This window comes from Cupriavidus sp. WKF15 (assembly GCF_029278605.1).
GTDB lineage: Bacteria > Pseudomonadota > Gammaproteobacteria > Burkholderiales > Burkholderiaceae > Cupriavidus.
On record NZ_CP119572.1, the window covers coordinates 2,966,871 to 2,979,049 of the forward strand.

Below are 12,179 nucleotides of genomic sequence, written 5' to 3' on the forward strand. Positions count from 1 at the left end.
CCGGCGCCCGGCCGGCAAGAACGCTGCCGCGATCAGACCACCACGGTCTGCGCCTGGCCTTCGGCGCGCTCGCGGATCTCGCCGATCTCCCACACGGCCTCGCCGGCCGCCTGCAGATGGCGGATCGCGCGTTCGGCATCTTCCTTGGCCACGATCACGACCATGCCGATGCCGCAGTTGAACACGCGGTGCATTTCATCGTCCGCCACGCGGCCCTGCGCCTGCAGCCACTGGAACAGCGGCGGCAGCGTCCAGGCGTCGCGCTGGAGCACGGCCGTGGTGTTCTGCGGCAGCACGCGCGGCACGTTTTCGGTCAGTCCGCCGCCGGTGATGTGGGCCATGCCCTTGACCGGCAGGGTTTCGATCAGCGACAGCAGCGGCTTCACGTAGATGCGCGTCGGCGCCATGATGGCATCCTGCAGGCGCTGGCCGTGGAAGTCGGCGTTCAGGTCCGGCTTCGCCACGTCAATGATCTTGCGCACCAGCGAATAGCCGTTGGAATGCGCGCCCGACGAGGCCAGGCCCAGCACCACATCGCCCGGGGCGATCGTGGTGCCGTCGATGATCTTCTTCTTTTCCACCGCGCCGACCGCGAAGCCGGCCAGGTCGTACTCGCCATCCGGGTACATGCTCGGCATTTCGGCGGTTTCGCCACCGATCAGCGCGCAGCCGGACAGTTCGCAGCCACGGGCAATGCCCTGGATCACGGTCGCAGCCGTGTCCACGTCCAGCTTGCCGCAGGCGAAGTAGTCCAGGAAGAACAGCGGCTCGGCGCCCTGCACCAGGATGTCGTTCACGCTCATGGCCACCAGGTCCTGGCCCACGGTGTCGTGGCGGTTCAGCTGGAACGCGAGCTTGAGCTTGGTGCCCACGCCATCGGTGCCCGACACCAGCACGGGCTCCTGGTACTTCTTCGACAGCTCGAACAGCGCGCCGAAACCGCCGATGCCGGCCATCACGCCTTCGCGCATGGTGCGCTTGGCAAACGGCTTGATGCGGTCGACCAGGGCATCGCCGGCATCGATGTCAACACCGGCATCGCGGTAGGAAAGGCCTGCCTGGCCAGCGGTCGGGGAAGCGCTCATGGGAACCTGCTTGTGTCAGAGGAGATAAAGTGGAGACTTCGCCGCTCCGACAGCCCCGGCAACGGCAGGGGGCGGGCGCGAGTCCAGTAGAATCGCGATTTTAACGGATACAGGCGCCCCGCTTCCAGTTTCGCCGGTTCCGCCCTATGCGCCCACGATGAACGCTCCCCTGCTGAACGATGAGACCAAGCGCATCCTGCTCTGGATTGCGGTCGCCGCAGGCCTGTTTGCGGCCATCGTCGCGCTGGCGCCGATCCTGACGCCATTCCTGCTGGCGTTCATCTTCGCCTACATCCTGACCCCCGGCGTGGACTGGATCGCGCGCCGCCGTGTGCCGCGCGCCATCGCCGTGGCCTTGATGATCCTGCTGCTGGCGGTCATCTGCGTGGTCCTGGCGCTGCTGCTGATCGCCGTGCTGCAACGGGAAATCCCGCAGTTCCGCGAGCAGCTGCCGATGCTGCTGAAGAAGCTCAACGCCGTGGTGGCGCCGCGCCTGGCCGATTTTGGCGTGCGCGTGCGCTTCGATTTCCCGGGCCTGCGCGCCATGCTGTCGGACCGGTTCACGGCCAGCCCCGAAGACCTGCTGGCGGTGCTGCTGAACTACGCCAAGGTCTCCGGCTCGGCGTTGATCGAGGTGGCCGGCATGGTATTCATCATTCCCATCGTCATGTTCTACCTGATGATGGACTGGCACATGGTGATGCGGCGCATCGAAGGCCTGGTGCCGCGCCGCTGGGTACCGAAGGTACGCGAACTCACCAGCGAGACCGATGTGCTGCTGTCGCAATACCTGCGCGGCCAGATCCTGGTGATGGTGATCCTGGCGTCGATCTATTCGATCGGGCTGACCGTTGCCGGCTTTGACGTCGGCGTGCCCGTGGGCGTGTTCACGGGACTGGCGGTGTTCATCCCGTACATCGGCTTCGGCGTCGGCCTGACGCTGGCCATCCTGGCCGCGCTGCTGCAGTTCGGCGACTGGTACGGGCTGGCCGCGGTGGCAGTCGTGTACGGCTTTGGCCAGTTCATCGAGAGCTTCTACCTGACTCCGCGGTTGGTCGGCGAGCGCATCGGGCTGCACCCGCTGGTGGTGATCTTCGCGCTGCTCGCGTTCGGCCAGCTGTTCGGTTTCTTCGGCGTGCTGCTGGCGCTGCCAACGTGTGCGGTGCTGCTGGTCGGGGCGAGACAGCTTCGCCGCGCGTACCTGGCCAGCGACCTTTATCGGAAATGACGGTAACAACGGGAAAAATGACGGACAATAGTCGGCTTGAGCCGATTCCAAGCGCAGCGCGCGAGCTGCCCCCCGCAAGCAAGCCATACGTCATGTCCCCGCGTCCCAAGCAACTTTCCCTCGAGCTTGGCAGCCCTCCGCCTTCGACCTTCGACAATTTCGTCGTGGCCTCGAATCGCGAGGCGGTGCAGCGTCTGCGCGACCTGCCCGGCGCAGTCGCGCAGGAGCGCGCCGTGGACCGGCTGGTCTACCTGTGGGGCGAAGTGGGCTGCGGCCGCACCCACCTGCTGCACGCCGTGTGCGAAGCCACGCCGCAGACCGGCATCAACTGCCGCTACCTGAGCCCGCATCATCCGCTCTCGGACTTCCTGTTCGATCCGTCCTGCCAGCTCTATACGGTGGACGATGTCGACCTGCTCGACGAAGCACGCCAGATCGCGGTGTTTTCGCTGTACAACGAAGTCCGCGCGCACGTACGCACCGCGCTGGTGGTGGCTGGAGGCCTCGCGCCGCGCGCCATGCCGGTGCGTGAAGACCTGCGCACCCGGCTCGGCTGGGGCCTGGTCTACCAGGTGCAGCCGCTGTCGGACGAGGACAAGATGTCCGCAGTGCTGCAGGCGGCACGCGAGCGCGGGCTGCAACTGTCCCCGGAGATCACGCACTGGCTGGTGACGCGTCATTACCGCGACATGCCCAGCCTGATGGCGCTGCTCGACGCCCTCGACACATACTCGCTGGAGCGCAAGCGTCCGGTGACCCTGCCCCTGCTTCGCGAAATGTTCGCGGAGTTCAGGGAATAGTCGCCCACCAGCCTACCGATGGCCGGCGTGCTGGCTCGCCGACCGGCCCACCTCCCTTAAGGTAAAATCGCGCCCCATGAATCTGGCACTCTTTGATCTAGACCACACCCTGATCCCGACTGACAGCGACCACGAATGGGGCCGTTTCCTGGTGCGCCAGGGCGTTGTCGACGAGGAATCCTATCGCCGCAAGAACGACGAGTTCTACGGCCACTACAAGGCCGGCACCCTGGATATCCAGGCTTTCCTGCGCTTTGCGCTGGCGCCGCTGGCCGCCAATCCGCGCGACCGCCTGGACGCCCTGCGCCAGCGCTTCATGCTGGAAGTGATCGACCCGGTCATCACGCCGCAGGCCCGCGCGCTGGTCTACAAGCACCTGGAAGCCGGCGACCTGTGCGCCGTGGTCACCGCCACCAACAGCTTCGTCACGGCGCCGATCGTGTCCGCCTTCGGCATCAAGCACCTGATCGCCACCGAGCCGGCAACCGTCGACGGCAAGCCCGGGAGCCAGTTCACCGGCGACGTCGACGGCGTGCCGAGCTTCCGCGAAGGCAAGATTACCCGCGTCGACGCCTGGCTCAAGAGCCAGGGCGCGCACTGGGACGATTTCGGCTCGACCTTCTTCTACAGCGACTCGGCCAACGACCTGCCGCTGCTGGAAAAGGCCAGCGAGCCGATCGCCACCAACCCGGACGATCGCCTGCGCCAGCATGCCGCCGCTGCAGGCTGGCGCATCATGGATCTGTTCTGACGTGATCAAGAAGCTCATCAACCGCCTGCTGGGCAACCCCGGCCCCAAGCAGCGCCGCACCGGCCGCGCCCACACGCCGCGCATCGTCACGGCAGACGAACACCGCATTGACCCGACCCTGCTGTCGCGCAATGCCGTAAAAGTCACTTCGACGCTACAACAGGCGGGCTACCAGGCCTTTATCGTTGGCGGCGCCGTGCGCGACCTGCTGCTCGGCATCAAGCCCAAGGATTTCGACGTCGCCACCAACGCCACGCCCGAGCAGGTGCAGGCGCTGTTCCGGCGTTCGCGCATCATCGGGCGGCGCTTCCAGATCGTCCATGTGACGTTCTATGGCGGGCGCGAGCAGGAAATCATCGAGGTTTCCACGTTCCGCGCGCTGGTCGATGCCGTGGCCAGCGAGACGCTGCCCGAGGGCCGGCGCCTCAAGCGCTCCGAACTCGACAGCAAGACCCACGCGATCGATGCCTCGGGCCGCGTGCTGCGCGATAACGTGTGGGGCTCGCAGGCAGAAGACGCGGAACGCCGCGACTTCACCATCAACGCGATGTACTACGACCCGGCCGCGCAGACCGTGCATGACTACCATCACGGCATGGAAGACATCCGCGCGCGCACGCTGCGCATGATCGGCGACCCGGTCACGCGCTACCGCGAGGATCCGGTGCGCATGCTGCGCGTGGTGCGTTTCGCGGCCAAGACCGGCTTCGGCATCGACGAGGCCACGCGCGAGCCGGTCGCGGGCCTGGCCACGCTGATCCACAACGTGCCCAGCGCGCGCCTGTTCGACGAGATGCTCAAGCTGCTGATGTCCGGCCACGCCTGGGCATCGCTGCAGGAACTGCGCAAGGCTGGCCTGCACAAGGGCCTGCTGCCGCTGCTGGACGTGGCGCTGGAGCAGCCCATGGGCCAGCGCTTCGTGCAGCTGGCGCTGGACAACACCGATCGCCGCGTGCAGGCCGGCAAGCCGGTATCGCCGGGCTTCCTGTTTGCCGCGCTGCTGTGGCACCACGTGCTGCAGCACTGGAATGCCGAACGCGCGCGCGGCGAGCACGCGATCGCGGCCCTCAACACGGCCATGGACGCCGTGCTGGAAAAGCAGACCGGCCAGCTCGCGATCCAGCGCCGCTTCGTCACCGACATGCGCGACATCTGGGGCATGCAGCCGCGCTTCGAGAAGCGCGTCGGCCGCATGCCGTTCCGCCTGCTGGAGTCGCCGCGCTTCCGCGCCGGTTTCGACTTCCTGCACCTGCGCTGCCAGTCCGGCGAATTGCCGGAGGAGCTGTCCCGCTGGTGGCAGGACTTCCAGGACGCCGAGCCGGACGAGCGCGAGGGCCTGATCGACAACGTGCGCAACGCTCGCGGCCCGGCGGCCGATGGCGAAGGCCCGGCACGCAAGAAGCGCCGCCGGCGCGGTCCGCGGAAATCGGATAAAGTTTCTTCCCGGAGCGACACGGACGCGGGGCAGGAAGTCCATGCCGGCCGCGACCAGCCGGAGGAACATCAATGACACTCGCCTTCATCGGCATCGGTGCCAACCTGGGCGATGCCCGCCAGGCGCTGAAGGACGCCATCGTGTGCCTGGCCCAGCAGGTCGGCATCACGGTGCTGGCACGGTCCTCGCTGTACCGGACCGCGCCCGTCGATGCCGGTGGCGACGACTACTACAACGCGGTGGTCAAGGTGCAGACCTCGTTCACCGCTTGGCAGCTGCTGCGCATCTGCCACCACATCGAAGACCAGTTCGGCCGTGAACGCCCGTTCCGCAACGCGCCGCGCACGCTGGACCTCGACCTGCTGGTGTTCGGTGATGAACAGCACAACGACGAACGGCTGACGGTGCCGCACCCTCGAGTCACCGTGCGTGCCTTCACGCTCGTGCCGCTGCTGGAACTGGCCCCGGAACTCGTAATCCCTGGCGCAGGCCGTGCCATCGATTACCTTGCGGGCGTCGGCGATCAGCGCATCGAGAAAGTTTCCACCTGCAAGTGCATGCGTGCACAGGCCGCCGGCAACGCCGGCGTCAAGGACTGAGCTGGCCGGGACAGTCCCGACTCGCGCCGCAACGCTATGCTCGAACACCTGCGCCGCATCGTGGTGGAAGGTCCGATCGGATCCAGCAAGACCGCGCTGGCCCAGCGCCTCGCGCACACGCTGCACGCGGCGGCACTGCTCGATGGCGCCCGCACCACTCCCTTCCTGGAACGCTTCTACCGCGAACCCGCCCGCTACGCGCTGCCGCTGCAGCTCGCCTGCCTGAACAAGCGCGCTGACCAGCTCCAGCAATGGCAGAGCGCCCTGCTCGCAGGTCAGCGCATGGTGAGCAACTTCCTCTTCGTCCGGGACCGCCTGTACGCATCGCTGACCCTGCCCGAGGACGAGCTGGCGCTGTATGACGCGATTGCCGCACGGCTGCAGCTGCCGCCCCAGCGCACCGACCTCGTGATCATGCTGCAGGCCACCCCGTCCCTGCTGCGCGAGCGCATCGCCCGGCGCGGCGCGCCCGGCGAGGCCACCGGCATCGACGAGCCATACCTGCAACGGCTGACCCAGGCCTATGGCGAACTGTTCCACCGCTACGACGAAGCCCCGGTGCTGATCGTGGACACCGCCCATTTCAATCCGGTGGACAACGATGGGGATTTCCGTACACTACTGACGCGCATCGAGAACATGCGCGGTCGCAGGGCCTTTCTCAATCTGGCTGCGCCCTGACCGCCGCCGGGCCCGCCAAGCGACGCCCGGGGCGGCACATAACCATAACGACAGCCGCGCCGGCCACCGCAACGCCGGGCGCCACTCTCCTGACTCGTCACTGCCATGAGCTACCTCCTCGATCCCACCCGCAAGACCGTCACCATCACCCGGCTGCAGGCCATGCGCGACGCCGGTGAAAAGATCGCCATGCTGACCGCCTACGACTCCAGCTTTGGCGCACTGCTGGACTTCTGCGGCGTGGAAGTCATCCTGGTGGGCGATTCGCTCGGCAACGTGATGCAAGGCCAGCAGACCACGCTGCCCGTGACGCTGGAGCACATGGCCTACCACACCGAATGCGTGGCGCGCGCCAACCAGACCGCGCTGCTGGTGACCGACCTGCCGTTCGGCACCTACGGCACGCCGGAAATGGCCTTTGCCAGCGCGGTCGCGCTGATGCGCGCGGGCGCCCACATGGTCAAGCTCGAAGGCGGCGACTGGCTCGCCCCGACGGTCAAGTTCCTGGTCGAACGCAGCATCCCGGTGTGCGCCCACATCGGCCTGACGCCGCAGTCCGTGCATGCGTTCGGCGGCTTCAAGGTGCAGGGCAAGACCGACGAGGGCGCGGCCCAGCTCAAGCGCGACGCGCTCTCGCTGCAGGGCGCCGGCGCGCAGATCGTGTTGATGGAGGCGGTGCCGGCCACGCTGGCAGGCGAGATCACGCAAATGCTCAAGGTGCCGACCATCGGCATCGGCGCGGGCGCCGACTGCTCCGGCCAGGTGCTGGTGCTGCAGGACATGATCAACGTCTATCCGGGCCGCAAGGCCAAGTTCGTGCGCAATTTCATGGATGGACAGACCTCGATCGAAGGCGCGATCCGCGCCTACGTGGCCGCCGTGAAGGACGGCAGCTTCCCCGCCGCAGAGCACACCTTCTCCGCCTGACCGGTGGAGATCGGCGCCGCCACGCTGGCCGCGTTCCGCCTGCTCGCCAGCGGCGACGCGGCGCTCTGGTTCATTGTCTGGACCTCGCTGATGGTGGCGGTGCTGGGGCTGGCCATCGCCACAGCCCCTGCGGTGGGCGCTGCGTGGCTGATCGCGACGCACCAGTTCCCTGGCCGCCGCGCTGTCGTCGTGGTGGCGCAGGCCTTCCTCTCGTTCCCGACCGTGCTGGTCGGGCTCATCCTCTACCTGCTGCTGACGCGGCAGGGTCCGCTCGGCAGCCTGGCGCTGCTGTTCACGCCAGCCGGCATGGTGCTCGGGCAGGCGGTGATCGGTTTTCCCGTGATCCTCGCGTTCTCGCTGTCCACGCTGCAGGGCGCCGATCGGCGCCTGCAGGAGACTGCGCGCGTGCTCGGCGCGGGGCGCTGGCGCACCTTTTTCACGGTCGTCCGTGAACTGCGCTTCGGGCTGATGGCGGCCATTGTGGCGGGCTTTGGCCGCGTGATTGCCGAGGTGGGCTCGGCGCTGATGATCGGCGGGAATATCGAAGGCTCGACCCGCACCATCACCACGGCGATCGCGCTGGAAACGAGCAAGGGCGAGTTCGCGCAGGGGATTGCGCTCGGCATCGTGCTGGTCGCGCTGGCGCTGCTGGTGAATGTTGCCATGGCCTGGCTGCAAGGCGCCGGAGGCTTCCGCCGATGAACGCCTCGCCCACGCCCTTGCTGACTGTGCGCGGCCTGTCGCGCAGCATCGGCGCGCGCCGCCTGTTCGAGGTCGGCGAGCTTGCCTTTCCGCGCGCCACGGCCATCGTGTTGACGGGGCAGAACGGCGCGGGCAAGACCACGCTGCTGCGCATGGTGGCCGGCCTGGAACCTGCGCCCGGCGCCACCGTGCACTGGACCGACTCCAACGCCGCTGCGCGCAGCGCACCGCTGGATCCGCTTCCGCGCGAACTGCGCGAGCGCATCGCCTACCTGCACCAGCACCCTTACCTGTTCCGCACTTCCGTGCGCGAAAACATTGCCTACGGCCTGCGCGCGCGCGGCCTGCCGCATCATGAGATCGCGCGGCGCGTGGACGAGGCGCTGGCCTGGGCCGGTGTCGCGCACCTGCAGGACACCGCGCCCGAGCGCCTGTCGGGCGGAGAAATCCAGCGCGTGGCGCTGGCGCGCGCCAAGGTGCTGGAGCCGGAACTGATGCTGCTCGACGAGCCGACCTCAAGCCTGGACGGCCAGGCGCGCGAACAGGTCATTGCGCTGGTGCGCGAACTGGCGGCCGAGGGCCGCACCGTGGTGATGATCTGCCATGACCGCGACCTGATCAACCTGCCCGGCGTGGTGCGGTGGAAGCTCGGGGATGGGGTTCTGGATACGCACCATCGCTAGTGGCGCGACCGCTGCCCCGGTCTAGCGCAACGTTGCCCGCATCGCCCCGCGCAGCGAATTCACGGCCACAATCGCCTGCGCGCGCATCAGCATGGCACGCGTCACGATTCCCTCGCGGGCGGTGCCATCGAGCAGGGCATCGCCGTGCTCCAGCATCACGGCCCGCATCACGCCAGGCAGGATGTCCGCGGCCAATGGCGGAGTCAGCCATTCGCCATCCACCTTGACGAACATCGAACTGCGGCCGCCTTCAAGCAATTCGTCGCGCGTATTGAAGAACAAGCGATCGAAGCAGCCGTCGCCTTCCGCAGCCTGCCAGCCGGCGTCATAGACCGCGCGCACGCTGGTCTTGTGGCGGCGCAGGGGATTGGCATCCGGCAGCGCTTCGGCGGCGATATCGAGCATGACGGACTGCGCCGCCAGCGGCTGCAGCGCCCCGCTGGCGAAGGCGAGCTTGCCAGCTTTATCGACGCTCATCCGCAAACGCCAGTTGCCTGCGCCAAGACGCGCTGCCTCGGCCTCGACAGCTGCCCTGACTGCCGCGCTGTCGAAGGCAAACCCGAACGTCGCTGACGATGAAGCCATGCGCGCAAGATGGCGGTCGAGGCGCAGGCAATGGCCGTCTTCCACACGCATGGTCTCGAACAGCGTGAAGCCCGGATCATGGCGGGTCAGGAAACGCGCCTTCCAGCCGCACTCGGCAAACTCGTCCGCCGCCACGCTGTCGTGCACGATACCGCCGCCCACGCCCATCTCGCCGGCACGCAGGCCGTCCGCCGCGCGCGGTGACAGCGCCAGCGTGCGGATGGCCACCGACATGGCAAAGCGGCACAGGCCGCCATCGCCGGGCCCGGGCGCGTCCAGCCAGCCGATTGCGCCCGTATAGAGCCCGCGCGGCGCGGGCTCGAGTTCCGCGATGATCTGCATGGTGCGCCGCTTGGGCGCGCCGGTAATCGAGCCGCACGGGAACAGCGCGCCGAACAGATCGCCAAAGCGCGTATCCGGCCGCGCGGTCGCCGTGACGGTCGAGGTCATCTGCAGCACGGCACCGAATGGCTGCACGACGAAGCGGTCCGGCACCGCCACGCTGCCCGGCTGCGCGATGCGGCCCAGGTCATTGCGCAGCAAGTCCACGATCATCACGTTCTCGGCACGGTTCTTGGCATCCGCGGCAAGCGCGGCCGCGGCTTGCGCGTCCTTTGCCGGATCGCCGGAAAGCGGCGCGGTGCCTTTCATCGGGCGCGTGACAAGGCGGCCATCGCCATCATGCTGGACGAACAATTCTGGCGACAGGGACAGCACCCAGGCATCGCCCGGCAGGCAGGCCAGTACCCCGAACGGCACCGGCTGCGCGGCGCGCAGGGCGGCATAGAGCGCGCGCGGGTCACCGAAGGCCGAGAACGCGAGCCGCTGCGTGAAATTGACCTGGTAGGTGTCGCCGGCCTCGATCCATGCGTGGATGCGCGCGATCGCGGCATCGAAGGATTCGCGCGCGGTGTCGGCGGTGATATCCATGAGCCCGGCGGGCGCCTGGGCATCCGGCGCCGGCAGCCAGGCCCGCACTGCGTCGCATTCCAGCCGCCGCATCTCGCGGAACCACAGCAGGCGCACGGCGCCGTCATGGAACGGCAGCCTGTCATCCGTATGGGCAGGCGCCCCGACCAGCGCACCGCCGAATTCATAAGGGGCAAACAGCGTGGCATGCCAGCCGTGGCGCCAGCCTTCGGCGAGCAGGGTGTCGAGTTCGGCGGGATTGCTGCCGGCTGGCAGCAGGTCTTCGCGGACCAGGCCGGTGTACAGGCGCGACGCCGCTTCGCCGGGCGATGCGGTGGCATCGTCCAGCAGCACGAAAGGTTCGGAATCGGGACAGGAATGCGGGGAAGGCACGGCGGGGAGCGGGGAAAACACAGCGCCTGCATTATGCGCTGCCGGCCCGCATCGCGGGCACAAAAGCAAACCGGCCACGCGCTGGCATGGCCGGTCTTTCGGGGTCGGCTTAGCTGAAGAAGCTCTTCACCTTGTCCAGCCAGGACTGCTCCTGCGGACTGTGGCGCGAGCCGCCCTCATGCACCGAACGGTCGAACTGGCGCAGCATGTCCTTCTGGGATTCGGTCAGCTTGACCGGCGTCTCCACGTTCACATGCACGTAGAGATCGCCCGGATAGCCCGAACGCACGCCCTTGATGCCCTTGCCGCGCAGGCGGAAGGTCTTGCCGGACTGCGTCGCCTCGGGCACCGGGAAGGTGGCCTTGCCGTTCAGCGTCGGCACTTCCAGGTCGCCGCCCAGCGCCGCGGTGGCGAAGGAGATCGGCATCTGGCAATGCAGGTCGTCGCCATCGCGCTCGAACACCGCGTGCTGCTTGATGTGGACTTCCACATACAGGTCGCCCGGCGGGCCGCCGTTGATGCCCGGCTCGCCGTTGCCCGACGAGCGGATGCGCATGCCTTCGTCGATGCCGGCCGGAATCTTCACTTCCAGCGTCTTCTGCGACTTCAGCTTGCCCTGGCCGTGGCACTTGGTGCACGGCTTCGGGATGTACTTGCCGCTGCCGTGGCACTTCGGGCAGGTCTGCTGCATCGTGAAGAAGCCCTGCGACACGCGCACCTGGCCGTTGCCGTGGCAGGTCGGGCAGGTTTCCACGCTCGATCCGGGCTCGGCGCCCTTGCCGTGGCAATGGTCGCAGTCGTCCCAGTGCGGCACGCGGATCTGGGCCTCGTGGCCGTGGGCAGCCTGCTCCAGCGAGATTTCCATGCTGTAGCGCAGGTCGGCGCCGCGATACGCCTGCGGGCCTCCGGCGCCACGGCGCCCGCCGCCCTGCTGGCCGAAGATGTCGCCAAAGATATCGCCGAAGGCCTCGGCAAACCCGCCGTAGCCGCCGGCGCCGCCGAAGCCGCCCGCCATGTTCGGATCCACGCCGGCGTGGCCGTACTGATCGTAGGCCGCCTTCTTCTCCGGGTCGGAAAGCATCTCGTAGGCCTCTTTGACCTCCTTGAATTTTTCCTCGGCATCCTTGCTGTCCGGATTGCGGTCCGGGTGGTACTTCATCGCGAGCTTGCGATAAGCCTTCTTGATCTCGTCGTCGCTCGCGTTCTTGCCTACCCCGAGCACTTCGTAGTAGTCACGTTTTGCCATGGTGGCTCATTACCTTTTGGCCCGGAACCGCCACTGCAGCGGTTCCCGGCGAATAGCAAAAAAGCCGAGCGAGGCATCCGACCGCGGTTTCCCGCTGGGTCCGATGTCCGTCGCCCGGCGTCGGGACGGGGCGGCGCCGGCGCATGCGCGCGCCG

Annotated in this window: 12 protein-coding genes; 9 read left to right on the forward strand and 3 right to left on the reverse strand. The window is 67.6% G+C overall.

The window, feature by feature from the left end:
* Positions 1–32 precede the first annotated feature (32 nt).
* Positions 33–1,085 (reverse strand): phosphoribosylformylglycinamidine cyclo-ligase, encoded by a 1,053-nt coding sequence (gene purM / locus CupriaWKF_RS13755; protein ID WP_276098401.1) that lies wholly within the window; start codon positions 1,083–1,085, stop codon positions 33–35.
* A 157-nt stretch (positions 1,086–1,242) separates the two neighbouring features.
* On the opposite strand from purM, the gene CupriaWKF_RS13760 reads away from it, so the two are divergent.
* From CupriaWKF_RS13760 to CupriaWKF_RS13800, 9 genes are all read left to right on the forward strand, one after another.
* Complete coding sequence (locus tag CupriaWKF_RS13760) at positions 1,243–2,313, forward strand: AI-2E family transporter (RefSeq protein ID WP_276098402.1); 1,071 nt, start codon at positions 1,243–1,245, stop codon at positions 2,311–2,313.
* Between the two features lie 92 nt (positions 2,314–2,405).
* Positions 2,406–3,113 (forward strand): DnaA regulatory inactivator Hda, encoded by a 708-nt coding sequence (gene hda, locus CupriaWKF_RS13765; protein WP_276098403.1) that lies wholly within the window; start codon positions 2,406–2,408, stop codon positions 3,111–3,113.
* Between the two features lie 76 nt (positions 3,114–3,189).
* Positions 3,190–3,864, forward strand: a complete 675-nt coding sequence (locus CupriaWKF_RS13770) for an HAD family hydrolase (protein WP_276098404.1) — start codon at positions 3,190–3,192, stop codon at positions 3,862–3,864.
* A 1-nt stretch (position 3,865) separates the two neighbouring features.
* A complete protein-coding gene (gene pcnB, locus CupriaWKF_RS13775; protein ID WP_276098405.1) occupies positions 3,866–5,374 on the forward strand; it encodes a polynucleotide adenylyltransferase PcnB in 1,509 nt (502 codons plus the stop codon).
* Positions 5,371–5,898, forward strand: a complete 528-nt coding sequence (folK, locus tag CupriaWKF_RS13780; protein WP_276098406.1) for a 2-amino-4-hydroxy-6-hydroxymethyldihydropteridine diphosphokinase — start codon at positions 5,371–5,373, stop codon at positions 5,896–5,898. Before pcnB ends, folK begins: the two co-directional genes overlap by 4 nt.
* Positions 5,899–5,934: 36 nt before the next feature.
* Positions 5,935–6,579: a deoxynucleoside kinase gene (locus CupriaWKF_RS13785; protein WP_276098407.1), complete on the forward strand. Its 645-nt coding sequence runs from the start codon at positions 5,935–5,937 to the stop codon at positions 6,577–6,579.
* Positions 6,580–6,684: 105 nt separating this feature from the next.
* On the forward strand, positions 6,685–7,506 hold the full coding sequence (gene panB, locus CupriaWKF_RS13790) for a 3-methyl-2-oxobutanoate hydroxymethyltransferase (RefSeq protein ID WP_276098408.1): 822 nt from the start codon (positions 6,685–6,687) through the stop codon (positions 7,504–7,506).
* Positions 7,507–7,509: 3 nt separating this feature from the next.
* Complete coding sequence (locus CupriaWKF_RS13795) at positions 7,510–8,208, forward strand: ABC transporter permease (RefSeq protein ID WP_276098409.1); 699 nt, start codon at positions 7,510–7,512, stop codon at positions 8,206–8,208.
* Positions 8,205–8,891, forward strand: coding sequence for an energy-coupling factor ABC transporter ATP-binding protein (locus CupriaWKF_RS13800; protein ID WP_276098410.1), 687 nt, complete (start codon positions 8,205–8,207; stop codon positions 8,889–8,891). The genes CupriaWKF_RS13795 and CupriaWKF_RS13800 overlap by 4 nt, the downstream gene beginning before the upstream one ends.
* A gap of 21 nt (positions 8,892–8,912) precedes the next feature.
* On the opposite strand, the gene CupriaWKF_RS13805 is transcribed toward CupriaWKF_RS13800, so the two are convergent.
* Together CupriaWKF_RS13805 and dnaJ are read right to left on the reverse strand one after the other, a co-directional pair.
* Positions 8,913–10,739, reverse strand: coding sequence for a bifunctional anthranilate synthase component I family protein/class IV aminotransferase (locus tag CupriaWKF_RS13805; protein ID WP_276098411.1), 1,827 nt, complete (start codon positions 10,737–10,739; stop codon positions 8,913–8,915).
* A gap of 148 nt (positions 10,740–10,887) precedes the next feature.
* Positions 10,888–12,024, reverse strand: coding sequence for a molecular chaperone DnaJ (dnaJ, locus tag CupriaWKF_RS13810; RefSeq protein WP_276098412.1), 1,137 nt, complete (start codon positions 12,022–12,024; stop codon positions 10,888–10,890).
* Positions 12,025–12,179 lie beyond the last annotated feature (155 nt).

Bases quoted from the DNA above. Each gene is read 5' to 3' on its own strand.
- purM (WP_276098401.1), bottom strand. From the start codon at position 1,085: ATGAGCGCTTCCCCGACCGCTGGCCAGGCAGGCCTTTCCTACCGCGAT.
- CupriaWKF_RS13760 (WP_276098402.1), top strand. From the start codon at position 1,243: ATGAACGCTCCCCTGCTGAACGATGAGACCAAGCGCATCCTGCTCTGG.
- hda (WP_276098403.1), top strand. From the start codon at position 2,406: ATGTCCCCGCGTCCCAAGCAACTTTCCCTCGAGCTTGGCAGCCCTCCG.
- CupriaWKF_RS13770 (WP_276098404.1), top strand. From the start codon at position 3,190: ATGAATCTGGCACTCTTTGATCTAGACCACACCCTGATCCCGACTGAC.
- folK (WP_276098406.1), top strand. From the start codon at position 5,371: ATGACACTCGCCTTCATCGGCATCGGTGCCAACCTGGGCGATGCCCGC.
- CupriaWKF_RS13785 (WP_276098407.1), top strand. From the start codon at position 5,935: ATGCTCGAACACCTGCGCCGCATCGTGGTGGAAGGTCCGATCGGATCC.
- panB (WP_276098408.1), top strand. From the start codon at position 6,685: ATGAGCTACCTCCTCGATCCCACCCGCAAGACCGTCACCATCACCCGG.
- CupriaWKF_RS13800 (WP_276098410.1), top strand. From the start codon at position 8,205: ATGAACGCCTCGCCCACGCCCTTGCTGACTGTGCGCGGCCTGTCGCGC.
- dnaJ (WP_276098412.1), bottom strand. From the start codon at position 12,024: ATGGCAAAACGTGACTACTACGAAGTGCTCGGGGTAGGCAAGAACGCG.